An 18,129-nucleotide genomic window follows, 5' to 3' on the forward strand; every position below is an offset into this window, starting at 1 on the left:
AAACCGTGATGAACTTGATCCAACATGCCGACTCGCCGCGTTACATTCGCCTGCATGCGCTTGATAACGTCGTCGTCGTGGTCAATGACCAGGGCGTACCGGCGGGGACTGAATTCGATAACGGTCTGGTGACCGTCGACAATGTGCCGCAGAGCCACAAGGTGAACACCGTGGACATCGCCGAAGGGGAGCCGATCATTCGTTACGGCCACACCATCGGCTATGCGCTGCAGCCGATCCCGAAAGGCAGTTGGGTCAAGGAAGATCAGCTGCGCATGCCATCAGCGCCGGCGCTGGACAGCCTGCCGATGTCAGACGCCGTGCCGGTCAGGGGTGAGCCGCTGGAAGGCTTCACCTTCGAGGGTTACCGCAACGCCGACGGCACCGTTGGCACGCGCAATATCCTGGGCATCACAACGACGGTGCAGTGCGTCACCGGGGTTCTGGATATCGCCGTCAAGCGCATCCGCGAGGAATTGCTGCCCAAGTACCCGAACGTCGATGACGTGGTGGCGCTGACCCACAGCTACGGCTGCGGCGTCGCCATCACTGCCAAAGACGCGTACATCCCGATTCGCACGGTGCGCAACCTGGCGCGCAACCCGAACCTGGGTGGCGAGGCGCTAGTGATCAGCCTCGGCTGCGAGAAGCTGCAGGCCGATCAGGTCATGCACACTGGCGACGCCTCGGTCGACCTGAGCGAGCCCTGGCTGTATCGCTTGCAAGACTCCAAGCACGGCTTCAACGAAATGATCGAGCAGATCATGGAATTGGCCGAGACACGCTTGAAGAAGCTCGACCAGCGTCGTCGCGAAACCGTGCCGGCGTCGGAATTGATTCTGGGCATGCAGTGCGGCGGCAGCGATGCGTTTTCCGGCATCACCGCCAACCCCGCGCTGGGTTATGCCTCGGACCTGTTGCTGCGCGCGGGCGCAACCGTGATGTTTTCGGAAGTGACCGAAGTGCGTGATGCGATCTACCTGCTGACCTCCCGTGCCGAAAACATGGAAGTCGCTGAAGGCCTGGTTCGCGAAATGGACTGGTACGACCGTTACCTGGCCAAGGGCGAAGCGGACCGCAGCGCCAACACCACGCCGGGGAACAAGAAGGGCGGGCTGTCGAACATCGTCGAGAAGTCGCTGGGGTCGATTGTCAAATCCGGCAGCAGCGCGATCAACGGGGTGCTTGGCCCCGGCGAGCGGGTGACGCGCAAAGGCCTGATCTTCTGCGCGACGCCGGCGAGCGACTTTGTTTGCGGGACGCTGCAACTGGCGGCCGGGATGAACCTGCACGTGTTCACTACAGGGCGCGGCACGCCGTATGGTTTGGCGATGTCACCGGTGGTGAAGGTGTCGACCCGCACCGAGCTGGCCCAGCGCTGGCCCGATCTGATCGATGTTGATGCAGGGCGCATTGCAACCGGGCGCGCCAGCATCGAGGACTTGGGATGGGAGCTTTTTCACTTCTATCTGGACGTGGCCAGCGGAAAGAAGACGACCTGGACCGAGAAGTATCGTTTGCACAACGACATTACGTTGTTCAACCCGGCGCCGATTACCTAAGCCGGAATTCAGCCCTCTACCAGCCGGGCTTGTTAGTCCGGCTGGTGCATGGTCCATGTGGGAGTGATTGTGTCGCCACAGGTTTCTGCGCCGTACTCAGCCCCTGTGGGAGCGAGCTTGCTCGCGAATACGCCACTTTTGCCGCTGAAGAGTCAAAGGCATCAGCGGCCAGTCACCAACTCTGCTTTCTCCTCACCCGCCTCAGGCTCCGGCTCCGGAAACGCCTCGGTGTGATCAAACTCGATGCCTTCGCCCATCGCCTTGTACTTCTTGCGCAGCGCGTGCAGTTCCTTCTGGTCGAGGTTATCCAGGCTCAGCACGGCGTTCTGCGCGTCTTTGGTCACCCGCAGCAGTTCGTCGATCTTGATATGCAGCTCATCGGTATCGCGGTTCTGGGTGTTCTGGATCAGGAAAACCATCAGAAAGGTAATGATCGTCGTAGACGTGTTGATGATCAGTTGCCAGGTGTCGTTGAAATGGAAGAGCGGCCCGGTGGCGGCCCACACGCAGATCAGCGCAATCGCAACGAGGAAGGTTCGTGGGCTGCCAGACCATTGCGACAAGGCCTGCGCGAACTTCGAGAATGTCATGAACGGTTCCTTGGTTAAGCAATAGAGATACCCAAGGGACCGCGCTGCGTCTTTGAAATTTCTTCTCGCAACATGAAATCGGCGACAGGATCAGCTCCAGCCGAATACCTCACAGGCGTTGGCGGTGCTCGCGGCGGCCAGTGCGTCGGCGGGGATGTTCATCAGCTTGGCGATGGCCGCGCAGATATCGGGTAGATGCTCGGGGCTGTTGCGCAGGCCCGGAAACATTGCCGGCGCCATGTCCGGGGAGTCGGTTTCCAGCACGACGCTTTCCAACGGCAGATCGGCGATCACCCGGTGCATGCGCAACGCCTGCGGCCACGTCGCCGCACCGCCCAGCCCCAGCTTGTAACCCAGCTTGATGTATTCCCGGGCTTCTTCGCGGCTGCCGGCGAAGGCGTGAATGATGCCGCAGCGCTTGAGCTTGAAGCGCTTGAGCGCGGCAATGGTGTCGGCGTGGCTGCGGCGCACGTGGAGCAGGGCAGGGAGGTTGAAGTCGGCGGCCAGCTGCAACTGCTGGTCAAGCAACGTCTGTTGCCGCGGGCGGTCCAGGGATTCGATGTAGTAATCCAGACCGATTTCACCCACGGCGCAGAGCTTGGGATGCCCGGCCAGACGCGTCAGCCAGTCGCGCATCTGCTGCACATGCTCGGGCTGATGCTCTTCGAGGAACACAGGGTGCAGACCCAGCGCGGCGTACACCGAGGGTTCGCTGATCGCCAGATCCCACACCCGTTGCAGATTGCGCTGATAGACGCCCAGCACCACGATGCGATCGACACCCAACTGCCGGCTGTTGGCGAGGACGGCGTCGCGGTCGGCGTCGAAGTTGTCGAAATCCAGGTGCGTGTGAGTGTCGATCAGTCGCACGTTGCTTACGCCTCGTGAATCCGTTGTTTGAATGTCCGCACGATGGCATGCACGCCTGGCTCGTACTGATCCTGCTCGATGGCCGACAACGCCAGGGCCAAGGCTTTTTCAGCGATCAGATGGTGCTGCTGAGCCATGGCATTGACCGGCAACGGCAGGAAATCCAGCAATTGCGTGTCACCGAATGTGCCCAGATGAAGCTGGTCCGGGTTCAGGCGGCGCTGGTGCAGCAAATCGAACACCCCTTGCAGCAGGACATAGGACGTCGTAATCAGCGCGTCGGGGAAATACCCCAGGCGATCAAACATGTCGCTGGCCAGTTGCTGGCCGCAGTCACGGCTGAACGCGTCGCCGTGTTCGATGATCACCGAGCCTTCGAAACCCTCCAGCGCATCTTCGAAACCACTGGCCCGCGCCTGACTGACGCTCAGCTCCGGCCGCGCGCCGATCAGGGCGATGTGCCGCGGCTTGATCTCCAGCAGGCTGCGGGTCAGTTGCTGGCTGGCGTCATGGTCATCGCTGACCACCGAACAGAAGTGCGCCGGGTCCATCTCCCGGTCGATGGCGATGACCGGCGTCCCTTGCTGTTGCAGCGCGCGGTAGCTGTCATCACTGGCCGGCAGGCAACTGGCGACGAACAGCGCATCGCAGCGTCGCGCGCGAAACAGCTGCAACAACTGCAACTCGCTGATGGGATCGTCGTCTGAACTGGCGATCAGCAATTGGTAACCACGCGCGCGGGCACCCTGTTCCAGTTGCTTGGCGATGCGCGCGTAACTGGGGTTCTCGAGGTCGGGCAGGATGAAGCCAAGGGTCCGGGTATGCCGGCTGCGCAGCCCGGCCGCCTGCGGGTTGGGCCGGAAGCCGTGGGCGTCGACCACCGCGCGCACGCGCTCGACCGTCGCGCTGCTGATGCGTTGCTGTTCGGCCTTTCCGTTGATCACGTAGCTGGCCGTGGTCACAGAAACACCGGCCAGACGCGCAATATCACTGAGTTTCAAGCCGGGCATCCTTTCGTGATGAGAAGCAGAAGTGAGAGCTGAACTACCGTGGCAGGGATTTTCACCGATTAACAGCCATCATGACAGCAGACCGTTGTCTCGTAGGAAGCGTGTGTGCCGCGAAGGATGTTTCCTACACGATTCGACCGGATGAGCTTCAATCCGCATGGATTATCAAGTAACGTGCGCGGCACGCTAGATTAAACGATTCAGCAGGCCGGTTTATGGCGCCTTTTGCCCTGCTTTTTGCCCAAGGCGGGCCCTGAGTCGAAGTATCAATGTGAGTTTTCGCATTCATTATTAAGCAAACCGTACGTCATCGGTGTGTACGACCGGTCCTACAACAAGAATCTGGCGCGACCCCGCGCAGCACAGGAGAACGCAATGCTCGAGCTGACCATAGAGCAAATTTCCATGGACCAGTCGGCGGTGGACAAGCCCGCCGCGTTGCAACTGCTGGCTGACTTGCTTGTCGCCGATGGCCTGGTGGCTCCCGGCTACCTTGCAGGCTTGCAGGCGCGCGAGCAACAGGGTTCGACTTTTCTGGGGCAAGGCATCGCCATTCCCCACGGCACGCCGCAGACCCGCGACCAGGTGTTCGCCACCGGCGTGCGCCTGATGCAATTCCCCGAGGGGGTGGACTGGGGTGACGGGCAAATGGTCTATCTGGCCATCGGCATCGCTGCCAAGTCCGACGAGCATTTGCGGTTGCTTCAGTTGCTGACCCGCGCCCTGGGTGAAAACGACCTGGGCGAGGCGCTGCGTCAGTCGAAGGATCCCGAGTCTCTGCTCAAACTGCTGCAAGGCGCGCCGCAGGAACTGGCCCTCGATGCTCAGATGATCAGCCTGGGCGTCATGGTCGATGATTTCGAAGAGCTCGTCTGGCGCGGCGCGCGTTTGCTGCGCAAAGCCGAGTGCGTGAACAACGGTTTCGCGGCGGTGCTGCAGCAGGTCGAGCCGCTGCCGTTGGGCGAAGGCCTCTGGTGGCTGCACAGTGAGCAGATGGTCAACAAGCCCGGCCTGGCCTTCGTTACGCCGGACAAACCCATGCGTCATCTGGGCCAGTCGCTGACCGGGCTGTTCTGTCTGGCAAGTCTGGGTGAGTCCCACCAGGCGTTGCTCGAACGTTTGTGCGCCTTGCTGATCGAAGGTCGCGGCCACGTACTGGGTGAAGCGACCAGCAGTCGCGCGGTGCTTCAGGCATTGGGCGGCGAAGTGCCGCCCGACTGGCCGAGTGAGCGCGTGACCCTGGCCAATGCCCACGGCCTGCATGCGCGTCCCGCGAAAATCCTCGCGCAACTGGCCAAGGGCTTTGACGGCGACATTCGCGTGCGCATCGTCGATGGCACCGAAAATCCTGTGTCGGCCAAGAGCCTGAGTAAACTGCTGAGCCTCGGCGTGCAGCGCGGTCAGTCCCTTGAGTTCATCGCCGAGCCGACCATTGCTGCCGACGCCTTGCCTGCGTTGATCGCTGCGGTGCTCGAAGGCCTGGGCGAAGAAATCGAGCCGTTGCCGACCCATACCGAAGTCAAGCCAGCCACGGCGGTTGTTGAAAAAACCCTCAGCGCCCCCGCTGCAGGCACTCAGATTCCGGCCGTGCCTGCTGCGCCCGGCATCGCCGTCGGCCCGGCCCACGTGCATGTTCTGCCGGTGTTCGATTACCCGGCACAGGGCGAATCGCAAAGCGTCGAACACGAACGTCTGCACAGCGCGCTGGCGCAGGTGCGCGTCGACATCGAGCAATTGATTCAACGCAGCACGGCGAAGGCCATTCGCGAGATTTTCGTCACCCACCAGGAAATGCTCGCCGACCCCGAGCTGGTCGACGAAGTGGCCCAGCGTCTGAAACAAGGCGAAAGCGCCGCTGCCGCGTGGATGAACGTGATCGAGGCCGCCGCGCGTCAGCAGGAACAGCTGAAAGACGCGCTGCTGGCCGAGCGCGCCGCTGACTTGCGGGATGTCGGCCGCCGGGTGCTGGCGCAAATCTGCGGCGTCGAAGACCTGGTTGAGCCGGAAGAACCTTACATTCTGGTGATGGACGAAGTCGGTCCATCCGACGTCGCGCGTCTGGACCCTGCCCGTGTCGCCGGCATTCTCACCGCCCGCGGCGGCGCCACGGCCCACAGCGCCATCGTCGCCCGGGCGCTGGGCATCCCCGCCCTTGTAGGTGCGGGCGATGCGGTGTTGCTGATCAAATCCGGCACCCAGTTGTTGATTGACGGCCAGCGCGGGCGTCTCGACGTTGCGCCCGACGAAGCGACCCTGCAGCGTGCCTTGCAAGACCGTGACACCCGCGAGCAACGCCTCAAGGCTGCCGCTGCCCTGCGCATGGAGCCAGCGATCACCCAGGACGGCCACACCGTTGAGGTCTTCGCCAACATCGGTGACAGCGCCGGCACGCCGGCAGCAGTGGAGCAGGGCGCCGAAGGGATTGGCCTGCTGCGCACCGAATTGCTGTTCATGGCCCACAGTTCCGCGCCCGATGAAGCGACACAGGAAGCGGAATACCGACGCGTGCTCAACGACCTCGACGGTCGCCCGCTGGTGGTTCGCACCCTCGACGTCGGCGGCGACAAGCCGCTGCCGTACTGGCCCATCGATAAAGAAGAAAACCCGTTTCTCGGCGTGCGCGGCATTCGCCTGACCTTGCAACGCCCGGACATCATGGAAAGCCAGCTGCGTGCGTTGCTGCGTGCGGCGGACAATCGCCCGTTGCGCATCATGTTTCCGATGGTGGGCACCGTTGAAGAATGGCGCCAGGCCCGCGACATGACCGAGCGTCTGCGTCTGGAGATCCCGGTTGCCGACCTGCAACTGGGGATCATGATCGAAGTGCCGTCGGCGGCGTTGCTGGCACCGGTGCTGGCGAAAGAAGTGGATTTCTTCAGCGTCGGCACCAACGACCTGACCCAGTACACGATGGCCATCGATCGCGGTCACCCGACGTTGTCCGCCCAGGCCGACGGTCTGCACCCGGCGGTGTTGCAACTGATCGACATCACCGTGCGCGCCGCTCACGCCAACGGTAAATGGGTAGGCGTCTGCGGCGAACTGGCCGCCGACCCGCTGGCCGTGCCGGTGCTGGTCGGTCTGGGTGTGGATGAATTGAGCGTCTCGGCGCGGAGCATCGGCGAAGTCAAAGCCTGCGTCCGTGAATTGAATCTGATCGAAGCCCGGAAACTTGCGCAGGCGGCCCTGGCCGTTGGCAGCGCGGCGGACGTGCGTGCCCTCGTGGAGGGGCTGTAATGGCGAAAATTCTGACATTGACCATGAACCCGGCGCTGGACCTGACCGTGCAGTTGGGCCCCTTACAGATCGGCCAGGTCAACCGCAGCGACGCCATGCTCAGCCACGCGGCGGGCAAGGGCATCAACGTCGCCCAGGTGTTGGCTGATTTGGGGCACGAGCTGACCGTCGCGGGCTTCCTCGGCGTCGATAACCAGCAGCCGTTCGAAACCCTGTTCGCCAAGCGCGGCTTCGTCGATGAGTTCGTGCGGGTACCAGGCGAGACGCGCAGCAACATCAAGCTGGCGGAAAGCAGCGGGCGCATCACCGACCTCAACGGCCCGGGCCCGGAAGTCAGCCTCCAGGCGCAACAGGCGCTGGCCGCTCGGGTTGAACAGATCGCGGCGGGTTTTGATGCGGTGGTCGTGGCTGGCAGTCTGCCCCGCGGCGTCAGTGCGCAGTGGCTGAAAACGTTGTTGCTGCGCCTCAACGCCATGGGTTTGAAAGTGGCGCTGGACACCAGCGGCGAAGCGTTGCGCGCCGGCCTGGAAGCGTCGCCGTGGATGATCAAGCCCAACACCGAAGAACTGGCCGACGCCCTTGATGCGCCGATCATTTCCATCGCCGCGCAAGCCGAGGCAGCGGCCGATCTGCGCCAGCGTGGCATCGAGCACGTGGTGATTTCCCAAGGCTCGGAGGGCGTTCACTGGTTCAGTTCCAACGTCGCGTTGCAGGCACTGCCGCCCAAAGTCACCGTCGCCAGCACCGTCGGCGCGGGGGATTCGCTGCTGGCCGGGATGGTCCACGGCTTGCTGTCTGGGCACAAACCCGAGCAAACCTTGCGAACTGCCACGGCCATTGCGGCCATGGCCGTGACTCAGATCGGCTTCGGCATCAATGATCCGGCGCAATTGAAACGTCTGGAAAGCGGTGTCAACGTCCGCGCCCTGACGGCATAACAAGAGAGGAAGTGTGATGAAGTTAGCCATCGTTACGGCCTGTCCGAACGGCAAAATCAGCAGCGTCCTCAGTGCCCGTCTGCTGGATGCGGCGGCCCAGCGCCAGGGTTGGAGCACCAGCGTCGAGATCCATGATCCGCGCCACCCGGAGAAGCAACTGTCGCCGGGCGACATCGAAGCGGCCGACTGGGTGCTGGTGGTCAACACCGGCGCGCTGGACCTGGCGCGTTTCGCCGGCAAGCGCCTGTATCAGGCCACGCCCGCGCAAGCGTTGCAGGACGCCGACGGCTTTCTGCGTTCAGCGGCGGCGCTGGCGGCCGAGCACACCGCGACTTCTGCTGCGCCGACTGCTTCCAGCGCGCAACCGCGTCTGGTGGCGGTGACGGCGTGCCCGACCGGCGTCGCTCACACCTTTATGGCGGCCGAGGCGATTCAGCAGGCAGCCAAAAAGCTCGGCTATGAACTGCAGGTGGAAACCCAGGGCTCGGTCGGTGCGCGTAATCCGCTCAGCGCCCAGGCCATCGCCGACGCCGATGTGGTGCTGCTGGCGTGTGATATCGAAGTCGCCACCGAGCGTTTTGCCGGCAAGCGCATCTTTCGCTGCGGCACCGGTATTGCGCTCAAGCAAGCTGAAACGACGCTGAAGAAAGCGCTGGCGGAGGCGGAAGTTGAGTCAACGGCTTCAACGTCCAAGGCCTCTTCCAAAAAGGAAAAGACCGGCGTCTACAAACACCTGCTCACCGGCGTGTCGTTCATGCTGCCGATGGTGGTGGCGGGCGGTTTGCTGATCGCACTGTCGTTCGTGTTCGGCATTCACGCGGCGGAAGAACCGGGCACGCTGGCGGCAGCCTTGAAACAGATCGGCGCGGGCGCGGCGTTCCAGTTGATGGTGCCGTTGCTGGCCGGTTACATCGCGTATTCCATTGCCGACCGTCCGGGCCTTGCGCCGGGGATGATCGGTGGTCTGCTGGCGAGCACCTTGGGCGCGGGCTTCATTGGCGGCATCATCGCGGGATTCCTGGCGGGTTACAGCGCCTGGGCGGTGAATCGCTACGCGAAGTTGCCGGCAAGTGTCGAAGCGCTGAAGCCGATTCTGATCATTCCGCTGCTGGCGAGCCTGTTCACCGGGTTGGTAATGATTTACGTGGTGGGCAAGCCGGTCGCCGGCATGCTCGAAGGGCTGACCCACTTCCTCGACACCATGGGCACGGCCAACGCGGTGCTGCTCGGCGTGCTGCTGGGCGCGATGATGTGCGTGGATCTGGGTGGGCCGATCAATAAGGCGTCCTATGCGTTTTCGGTGGGCTTGCTGGCCTCGAGCAGCGGCGCGCCGATGGCGGCAACAATGGCGGCCGGCATGGTCCCGCCGATCGGCATGGGCATCGCGGCATTGATCGCCCGGCGCAAGTTTGCCCAGAGCGAGCGTGAGGCGGGCAAAGCGGCGTTCGTGCTGGGGCTGTGCTTCATCTCCGAAGGCGCGATTCCGTTTGCGGCGAAAGACCCGCTGCGGGTGATTCCGGCGAGCATCGTCGGTGGCGCGCTGACCGGTGCCCTGTCGATGTTCTTCGGCTGCAAACTCATGGCGCCCCACGGTGGGTTGTTCGTGCTGCTGATCCCGAACGCGATTAACCATGCGCTGCTGTATCTGCTGGCGATCGTGGCGGGCAGCGTCGTTACCGGCGTGCTGTACGCGCTGCTGAAACGACCTGAACCCGCCGAGCTGGATGCGGTGCCCGCCGGCGCGTAATCGCTGGCGTTTCCCCGCCTATAACCGGTTCCACGGGATGCACGCGATGCTTTTAGTGGGACCGGCTTCAGCCGGGAAGAGGCCGGTGTGCCCGCCATCTGAACTTTGGTGTGACTACCGACGCCTTCCCGGCTAAAGCCAGCCCTACAAGTGCGCGGTTTGTCATGCAGTGATGGGTTGAATGTCAGGGCCTCTTCGCGAGCAAGCTCACTCCTACAGAAGGCTGAGTGCGGCCCGGAATTCTGCTGCCGAACACGATCAATTGTAGGAGTGAGCTTGCTCGCGAAGGCGATATCCCAGGCGCTGAAGATGTGTCGGATGTACCGGCCTCTTCGCGGGCAAGCGCGCTCCTACAGGTGTGCGTTAAGCCTGCCATCTAGTTCCCTGTCATCTCCCGCAAACAATCCGCTGCTAGCGTCCTCCTTTTGGATTCCCTTGAGGAGGATAAACATGTCCCGGTTCGACCTGACTCGCCGCCGTATCATCCAGGCCGCTGGCGCCGGATTGTTGTTGCCGGGGCTTGCGCCGGCGGTCCTTGCCTCGGTGAAGGATCGCCCGAAGATGACCGACGGCGTGCAGTCCGGCGATGTGCTCGGCGACCGCGCCATGGTCTGGAGTCGCAGCGACCGGCCGGCGCGCATGGTGGTCGAATGGGACACCCGCAGCATGTTCACCAACCCCCGCCGCACGGTCTCGCTGCTCGCCGACCAGCGCACTGACTTCACCGCCCGCGTCGAACTTACCGGTCTGCCGGCGGATCAAGCCATCTTCTACCGGGTGTTCTTCGAAGACGCGCAAACCGGCGTCGCCAGCGAACCCTGGTTCGGCCACCTGCGCAGCGTGCCGGTCAATCGCCGCAACATCCGCTTCGTCTGGAGCGGCGACACCGTCGGCCAGGGCTTCGGCATCAACCCCGAGATCGGCGGCATGCGCATCTATGAGGCCATGCGCCTGCGCTTGCCGGACTTCTTCATCCACAGCGGCGACACCATCTACGCCGACGGCCCGGTGCCCGCCGAAGTGGTCACCGAAGGCGGGCGCATCTGGCGCAACATCACCACGGAAGAGAAGAGCAAGGTCGCCGAAACCCTCGACGAATACCGCGGCGCCTACCGCTACAACCTGATGGACGAGAACCTGCGGCGCTTCAACGCCGAGGTCCCGCAGATCTGGCAGTGGGACGACCACGAAGTGACCAACAACTGGTCACCGAGCAAACAGCTCGACGATCGCTACAAGGTCAAAGACATCCAGCTGTTGGCATCCCGCGGGCGTCAGGCGTTTCTCGAATACGCGCCGATGCGCTTGCAGAGTGCCGACAACGGCGGTCGTGTTTATCGCAAGATCCCTTACGGCCCGATGCTGGACGTGTTCGTGCTCGACATGCGCAGCTACCGTGATGGCAACGACGCCAATCTGGCCGACAAGGCCGGGCCGACCACCGCGTTTCTCGGCCGCGAGCAACTGGACTGGCTCAAGCGTGAACTTCAAGCTTCCGGCGCTCAGTGGAAAGTCATTGCCGCCGACATGCCTATCGGCCTCGGCGTGCCCGACGGCGAGATCAGCCCCGGCGTGATGCGCTGGGAGGCGATCGCCAACGGTGAGAATGGCGCGCCAAAGGGCCGCGAACTGGAGGTCGCCGAGCTGCTGGGTTTCCTGCGCCAGCAGAAGGTGCGCGACACCGTCTGGCTGACGGCCGATGTGCATTACTGCGCGGCACACCACTACCTCCCGGATCAAGCGGTGTTCCAGGATTTCGACCCGTTCTGGGAGTTTGTCGCGGGGCCACTCAATGCGGGCAGTTTCTGACCCAATACCCTGGACAAGACGTTCGGGCCTGAACTGGTGTTCCAGAAGGCGCCGCCGGCGCAGAACACCTCGCCGTTTGCCGGGTTTCAGTTTTTTGGTGAGGTGAACATCGATGGCCAGAGCGGGGAGATGACCGTGACGCTGCGGGATCTGGACGGGGTTTCAGTGTTTGAGAAGACGCTGCAACCCGCGCCCATCGCCTGACGCAGCCTTGGGTTGTACGACCACTGCGTAATTGCCGGTAACACTTCCCGCGCCGCTGGCCTATCATTAGCCACCTAACGACGGCTCAGGGTTTGGCGTGCATGCTGGCAATCTTTCTGGAAACCCTGAACATCACCGCGCCGGTCTTTGCGATGTTGTTTCTCGGCGTATTGCTCAAGCGCGTGGGCTGGATCAACGACAGCTTCATTCACACCGCTTCCTCGTTGGTGTTCAACTGCACCATGCCGGCGCTGCTGTTTCTGGGGATCATTCACGCTGACCTCCACGCGGCGTTTCAGCCAGGCGTGTTGATCTACTTCATCGTCGCCACGCTAGCGGGTTTTGCGTTGTCGTGGGGCTGGGCCATCTACCGCGTGCCGTTCGCCGAACGAGGCACGTACACCCAAGGCGCGTTTCGCGGTAACAACGGTGTGATTGGCCTCGCCCTGGCCGCGAGCATGTACGGCGACTACGGCATTTCCCTGGGTGCCATCCTCGCCGCGCTGGTCATCCTGTTCTACAACACCCTGTCCACCGTGGTGCTGGCGGTTTACAGCCCGGTGATCAAGTCCGACCCGTGGAGCATCACCAAGAGCGTCATGGCCAATCCGCTGATCATCAGCATTGTCATTGCGGCGCCGTTCGCCTACTTCCAGATCCCGCTCCCCAAATGGCTCGACACGTCCGGCAGCTATCTGGCGCAGATGACTCTGCCGCTGGCGCTGATGTGCATCGGCGGCACGCTGTCGTTGAAGTCGTTGCGAGAGAGCGGGACGTTGGCGATCAGCGCGAGCCTGATGAAGATGGTCTGGCTGCCGCTGATCTGCACGCTGGGTGCGTGGCTGCTGGGCTTCCGGCATGCGGAGCTGGGGATTCTGTTTCTGTATTTCGGCGCTCCGACGGCGTCGGCCAGTTTCGTCATGGTCCGCGCGGCCAATGGCAATCATGAGTTGGCTGCGTCGATCATCGTCATGACCACCCTGGCAGCGGCGGTCACCACCAATATCGGGATTTTCATCCTGCAGTGGGGCGGGTGGATTTAGGTATCCCGGCGCTGAAAGGTGGGAGATAGCTGTCGTCCGTACGCCGAGCTTTCGCGCAGCAATCACTGTCCGTGTGGGAGTGAACTTGCTCACGAAGACGTCACTTCAGCCGCTGAAGATTTGGCGGATGTCCCTGCGCATTCGCGAGCAAGCTCGCTCCCACCATTCGCGCGCCCCTACGATTTGTCAGGGCTTAGTGCTGACGCCGCCACGCTCGCACCGTACCCACCACAATGCACACCGCAATCACCGGCAGCGCGTAATGGATCATCAGTCGTTCCAGCCGCTCGGCCAGCGGCATGCCCGTGGTAAACGACACGATGTGCAGCCCGTACACCGCGTAAAGCCCAAGCATCAATAGCCCCTCCAGCCGGGTGATTCGGTACCCCGAGTAGAACAGCGGCACGCACAGCGCCGCGACGCCCAGCATCACCGGCAAATCGAAATCCAGCGCATTGGGCGAGATCGACAACGGCCCGGTGGAAATCAACGCCGTGATGCCGAGCCCGCCCAGCAGGTTGAACAGGTTGCTGCCGATGATGTTGCCCACGGCGATATCGCGCTCGCCACGCAGTGCTGCGATGAGCGAGGTCATCAGCGCGGGCAGCGAGGTTGCGACGGCGATCACGGTCAGGCCGATCACCCGCTCCGACAGGCCCAGATCCAGCGCGACCGAGACCGCCGCGCCGACCAGCAGATAACTGCCAAACGTCAGCAGCGCCAGGCCGCAGGCCATGAGTGCCAGACGGCCCAGCAACGGCCAGATGCGCCGGCGCGGCTCAAGGTCTGTTCTCGGCACATGCCGCGCACCGTGGGCGAACTGACGGACCACAACGAACAGATACGCCGCCATGCCCAGCAACAGCACGACGCCATCCAGCGCGCTCAGCTCGCCATTCCACGCCAGCGCCGCGACCAGGGCGGTGGCAGCGATCATCAGCGGCAGATCAACGCGCACCAGTTGCCGGGCCACGCGCAGCGGGATGATCAGGGCGGACAGCCCCAGCGTGACCAATATGTTGAAAATATTGCTGCCGATGACGCTGCCGACCGCAATGTCGGTGCTGTCGGTGAATGCCGCTTGCAGCCCGACCGCCAGTTGCGGGGCGCTGCTGCCCAGCGCGACGACGGTCAGGCCGAGGAACAGCGGGCGGGTCTTGAGCAGGGCGGCCAGGGCCACGGCAGCGCGCACCGACATTTGCGCGCCGATGATCATCAGCAGCAGGCCGCTCACCAACTCGATCAGGGTGGGCAAGGGCAGATTCGTTAGGGCGAGAATTCAGGGCACCAGTCAGTCGTCGAGGGCTTGTACCCGCACTTGGGCGGTTCCGCTGCGCAGCATACCCAATTGCGCGGCGGCTGCGCGTGACACATCGATCAGCCGCCCCCGGGTGTGCGGGCCGCGGTCGTTGATACGGACAATGACCTTGCAGTCGTTGTCCAGGTTGGTGACTTGCACGCGCGTGCCGAACGGCAGTTGCCGGTGCGCGGCGGTCAGGGAATTGGCGTCGAAGCGTTCACCGCTGGCGGTGCGCTGACCGTGGTGTTGCGAGCCGTAGTACGAGGCGCCGCCGGTGGCGTTGTAGCCGTGGGGGTCGATGAGGCCGTCACTGGCGCAGCCGGCCAGCAGAGAGAGCAGGGCGCAAGCGCCGAGGATTCGCTGCATGGGGCAGGGTCCCTACAGAATGTGATGATCGTTCCCGTGCAGAACGTGGACTGGATCAATAAGGTAGGTGCGAGGATATGTGGGAGCGAGCTTGCTCGCGAAGACGGCGTGTCAGTCGCTAAAAACATAGCGACTGTACTAACGTGTTCGCGAGCCGCTCGCTCTCACCGGTTCTGCACTCAGCCTTCCAGCTTGCGCTTCAGCAGTTCGTTGACCTGAGCCGGGTTGGCCTTGCCTTTCGATGCTTTCATCGCTTGCCCGACGAAGAAGCCGAACATCTTGCCGCGTTTGGCTTCGTCGGCCGCGCGATATTGCTCGACCTGCTCGGCGTTGGCCGCCAGGACATCGTCCAGCATCGACTCGATGGCGCCGCTGTCGGTGACTTGCTTCAGGCCGCGCTGCTCGATGATCTCGTCGGCGCTGCCTTCACCATTGGCCATGCCCTCAAACACCATCTTGGCGATCTTGCCGGAAATGGTGTTGTCCTTGATCCGCAGCAGCATGCCGCCCAACTGTTCGGCGCTGACCGGCGACTCGTCGATCTCGACGCCTTGCTTGTTCAGCAACGAACCCAACTCGACCATCACCCAGTTGGCCGCGAGCTTCGCGTCCCCGGAAATGCTGACCACCTTCTCGAAGAAGTCCGCCTGCTCGCGGCTGGACGCCAGGACGCTGGCGTCGTACAGCGACAGGCCGAACTGCGACTGGAAGCGCTCGCGTTTCTGCGGCGGCAGTTCCGGCAGCGTGGCGCGGGTATGCTCCAGGAATGCGTCTTCGATGATCACTGGCAACAGGTCAGGATCGGGGAAGTAACGGTAGTCGTTGGCTTCCTCTTTACTGCGCATGGCACGGGTTTCGTTGGTGTTCGGGTCGTACAGGCGGGTCTGCTGAATGACCTTGCCGCCGTCTTCGATCAGATCGATCTGGCGCTGGATCTCGCTGTTGATCGCCTTCTCGATAAACCGGAACGAGTTGACGTTCTTGATCTCGCAGCGCGTTCCGTACTCAACCTGGCCTTTCGGGCGAATCGATACGTTGCAGTCGCAACGCAGCGAGCCTTCGGCCATGTTGCCGTCGCAGATGCCGAGGTAGCGAACCAGCGCGTGCATCGCTTTGACGTAGGCGACCGCTTCTTTGGCCGAACGCATGTCCGGCTCGGAAACGATTTCCAGCAACGGCGTACCGGCGCGGTTCAGATCGATGCCGGTCATGCCGCTGTAGTCTTCGTGCAGGCTCTTGCCGGCGTCTTCTTCAAGGTGGGCGCGGGTCACGCCGATGCGCTTGATGGTGCCGTCTTCCAGGGTGATGTCCAGATGGCCTTTGCCAACGATCGGCAATTCCATCTGACTGATCTGATAACCCTTCGGCAGGTCCGGGTAGAAGTAATTCTTGCGGGCGAACACGTTGTGCTGACCGATCTCGGCATCGATGGCCAGGCCGAACTTGACCGCCATCTGCACGGCTTCCTGGTTCAGCACCGGCAACGTACCGGGCATGCCCAGGTCGACGAGGCTGGCCTGAGTGTTGGGCTCGGAGCCGAACGTGGTGGCGCTACCGGAGAAAATCTTCGATTGGGTGGTGAGCTGGGTGTGAATCTCCAGCCCGATGACGACTTCCCATTGCATGTGTTTTCTCCTTAGAAGCCAGCCGGCGAGCGGGTGTGCCAATCGGTTACTTGCTGATATTGATGGGCAACGTTCAGCAAGCGGCCTTCCTGGAAATACGGCGCCAGCAATTGCACGCCCACCGGCAGGCCGTCGGCGAAACCGGCAGGCATCGACAGACCCGGCAGGCCCGCAAGGTTGGCGGTGATGGTGTAGAAGTCTTCCAGGTACTCGGCGATCGGGTCGGCGTTCTTGGCGCCGATTTTCCAGGCCGGGTTCGGCGTGGTCGGGCCGAGGATCACGTCGACTTCGGCAAACGCGTTCATGAAGTCGTTCTTGATCAGGCGGCGGATCTTCTGCGCCTGCAAGTAGTAAGCGTCGTAGTAACCGGCCGACAGCGCGTAGGCGCCGACCATGATCCGGCGCTGCACTTCGGGGCCGAAGCCTTCGCCGCGGGAACGCTTGTACAGATCAGTGAGGTCTTTAGGGTCTTCGCAGCGATAGCCGAAGCGTACGCCGTCGAAACGCGACAGGTTCGAGGAGGCCTCGGCCGGCGCGATCACGTAGTAGGCCGGGATTGCGTGTTGCAGGTTCGGCAGGCTGATTTCCTTGACCACGGCGCCGAGCTTTTTCAACTCCTCGACGCTGGCCATGACCAGATCGGCGATGCGCGGGTCGAGACCGGCGCTGAAGTATTCCTTCGGCACGCCAATACGCAGGCCTTGCAGCGAGGCATTGAGGCCGGCGCTGTAATCCGGCACGGGTTCGTCGATGCTGGTGGAATCGTTGACGTCGAAACCGGCCATACCTTGCAGCAACAGCGCGCAGTCTTCAGCGGTGCGTGCCATTGGGCCAGCCTGATCGAGACTGGAGGCGTAGGCGATCATGCCCCAGCGCGACACGCGACCATAAGTCGGCTTCAGGCCAGTCAGGTTGGTCAGTGCGGCAGGCTGGCGAATGGAACCGCCGGTGTCGGTGCCGGTGGCGCCGGGCAGCAGACGCGCGGCAACGGCCGCAGCAGAACCGCCGGACGAGCCGCCCGGAACGTGTTCCAGGTTCCACGGGTTTTTCACCGCGCCGTAATGGCTGGATTCGTTGGCCGACCCCATGGCGAATTCGTCCATGTTGGTCTTGCCCAGAGTCACAGTGCCAGCTGCGGCGAGCCTGGCAACCACAGTGGCGTCATAGGGCGCCTTGAAGTTGTCGAGCATCTTCGACGCGCAACTGGTGCGAATGCCCTTGGTGCAGAAGAGGTCCTTGTGCGCCAGGGGAGCGCCCAGCAGCGCACCGGTTTCGCCCGCCGCGCGACGGGCGTCGGCGGCCTGAGCCTGGGTGATCGCCAGGTCTTCGGTGACGGTAATGAAGCTATTGAGCTGCGGATCCAGCTGGGCGATGCGCGCCAGCAGATTGCGGGTCAATTCTTCGGAAGAAAACTTTTTATCGGCGAGTCCGCGAGCGATCTCTGCCAGAGTCATTTGATGCATTGCAGGCACATTCCCTTAGTCGAGGACTTTCGGAACCAGATAAAGGCCGTCTTGGACCGCTGGTGCGATGGCTTGATAGGCGTCGCGATGATTGACCTCGGTAACGGCGTCTACACGCAGGCGTTGCGAGGCTTCAAGGGGATGCGCGAGGGGCTCGATGCCGGCGGTATCGACCGCCTGCATCTGGTCAATCAGCCCGAGAATGCTGTTCAGTGCTTCAGTAGTACGCGGGATATCGGCGTCATTAAGGCCCAGTCGGGCCAGATGAGCGATTTTTTCCACGTCGGAGCGATCAAGCGCCATGGGGTTCTCCAGTGGAATGCGCACGGCGCGAGCCGTACGTCAGATTGCGGAACACTACGCCC

General features: G+C 62.8%; 13 protein-coding genes and 1 pseudogene. 6 read left to right on the forward strand and 8 right to left on the reverse strand.

Annotated elements, in window-relative coordinates; genetic code table 11:
- The first annotated feature begins 8 nt into the window (after window positions 1-8).
- Entirely contained in the window at window positions 9-1,562 is a 1,554-nt protein-coding gene (gene garD, locus FX982_RS11860; RefSeq protein ID WP_172610771.1) for a galactarate dehydratase, read from the forward strand.
- A 161-nt stretch (window positions 1,563-1,723) separates the two neighbouring features.
- Here garD and FX982_RS11865 read toward each other — a convergent pair whose 3' ends face one another.
- The 3 genes from FX982_RS11865 to cra form a co-directional block, all read right to left on the reverse strand.
- Window positions 1,724-2,152, reverse strand: a complete 429-nt coding sequence (locus FX982_RS11865) for a low affinity iron permease family protein (protein WP_172610772.1) — start codon at window positions 2,150-2,152, stop codon at window positions 1,724-1,726.
- Window positions 2,153-2,242: 90 nt separating this feature from the next.
- Window positions 2,243-3,022 carry a TatD family hydrolase gene (locus FX982_RS11870; protein WP_172610773.1) on the reverse strand — a complete coding sequence of 260 codons (780 nt, stop codon included), beginning with the start codon at window positions 3,020-3,022 and terminating at the stop codon, window positions 2,243-2,245.
- A 5-nt stretch (window positions 3,023-3,027) separates the two neighbouring features.
- On the reverse strand, window positions 3,028-4,023 hold the full coding sequence (gene cra / locus FX982_RS11875) for a catabolite repressor/activator (RefSeq protein WP_172610774.1): 996 nt from the start codon (window positions 4,021-4,023) through the stop codon (window positions 3,028-3,030).
- A gap of 384 nt (window positions 4,024-4,407) precedes the next feature.
- Between cra and ptsP the strand changes: the two genes are divergently transcribed.
- From ptsP to FX982_RS11900, 5 genes and pseudogenes are all read left to right on the forward strand, one after another.
- Complete coding sequence (gene ptsP, locus FX982_RS11880; RefSeq protein WP_172610775.1) at window positions 4,408-7,269, forward strand: phosphoenolpyruvate--protein phosphotransferase; 2,862 nt, start codon at window positions 4,408-4,410, stop codon at window positions 7,267-7,269.
- Window positions 7,269-8,207, forward strand: a complete 939-nt coding sequence (pfkB, locus tag FX982_RS11885; RefSeq protein ID WP_172610776.1) for a 1-phosphofructokinase — start codon at window positions 7,269-7,271, stop codon at window positions 8,205-8,207. Before ptsP ends, pfkB begins: the two co-directional genes overlap by 1 nt.
- A gap of 16 nt (window positions 8,208-8,223) precedes the next feature.
- Entirely contained in the window at window positions 8,224-9,954 is a 1,731-nt protein-coding gene (locus FX982_RS11890; RefSeq protein ID WP_172610777.1) for a PTS fructose-like transporter subunit IIB, read from the forward strand.
- 450 nt (window positions 9,955-10,404) lie between these two features.
- Window positions 10,405-11,967 (forward strand): annotated as a pseudogene (locus tag FX982_RS11895) (alkaline phosphatase D family protein).
- A 101-nt stretch (window positions 11,968-12,068) separates the two neighbouring features.
- Window positions 12,069-13,010, forward strand: coding sequence for an AEC family transporter (locus FX982_RS11900; protein WP_122534970.1), 942 nt, complete (start codon window positions 12,069-12,071; stop codon window positions 13,008-13,010).
- A 193-nt stretch (window positions 13,011-13,203) separates the two neighbouring features.
- Here FX982_RS11900 and FX982_RS11905 read toward each other — a convergent pair whose 3' ends face one another.
- From FX982_RS11905 to gatC, 5 genes are all read right to left on the reverse strand, one after another.
- Complete coding sequence (locus FX982_RS11905; protein ID WP_172613040.1) at window positions 13,204-14,256, reverse strand: calcium/sodium antiporter; 1,053 nt, start codon at window positions 14,254-14,256, stop codon at window positions 13,204-13,206.
- 45 nt (window positions 14,257-14,301) lie between these two features.
- A complete protein-coding gene (locus FX982_RS11910; protein ID WP_172610778.1) occupies window positions 14,302-14,676 on the reverse strand; it encodes a septal ring lytic transglycosylase RlpA family protein in 375 nt (124 codons plus the stop codon).
- 179 nt (window positions 14,677-14,855) lie between these two features.
- Window positions 14,856-16,301: an Asp-tRNA(Asn)/Glu-tRNA(Gln) amidotransferase subunit GatB gene (gene gatB / locus FX982_RS11915; RefSeq protein ID WP_172610779.1), complete on the reverse strand. Its 1,446-nt coding sequence runs from the start codon at window positions 16,299-16,301 to the stop codon at window positions 14,856-14,858.
- An 11-nt stretch (window positions 16,302-16,312) separates the two neighbouring features.
- On the reverse strand, window positions 16,313-17,764 hold the full coding sequence (gene gatA / locus FX982_RS11920) for an Asp-tRNA(Asn)/Glu-tRNA(Gln) amidotransferase subunit GatA (RefSeq protein WP_172610780.1): 1,452 nt from the start codon (window positions 17,762-17,764) through the stop codon (window positions 16,313-16,315).
- Window positions 17,765-17,779: 15 nt separating this feature from the next.
- Entirely contained in the window at window positions 17,780-18,067 is a 288-nt protein-coding gene (gatC, locus tag FX982_RS11925; RefSeq protein ID WP_172610781.1) for an Asp-tRNA(Asn)/Glu-tRNA(Gln) amidotransferase subunit GatC, read from the reverse strand.
- Between the last annotated feature and the right edge of the window lie 62 nt (window positions 18,068-18,129).

The organism is Pseudomonas graminis, assembly GCF_013201545.1.
Taxonomy (GTDB): Bacteria; Pseudomonadota; Gammaproteobacteria; order Pseudomonadales; family Pseudomonadaceae; genus Aquipseudomonas.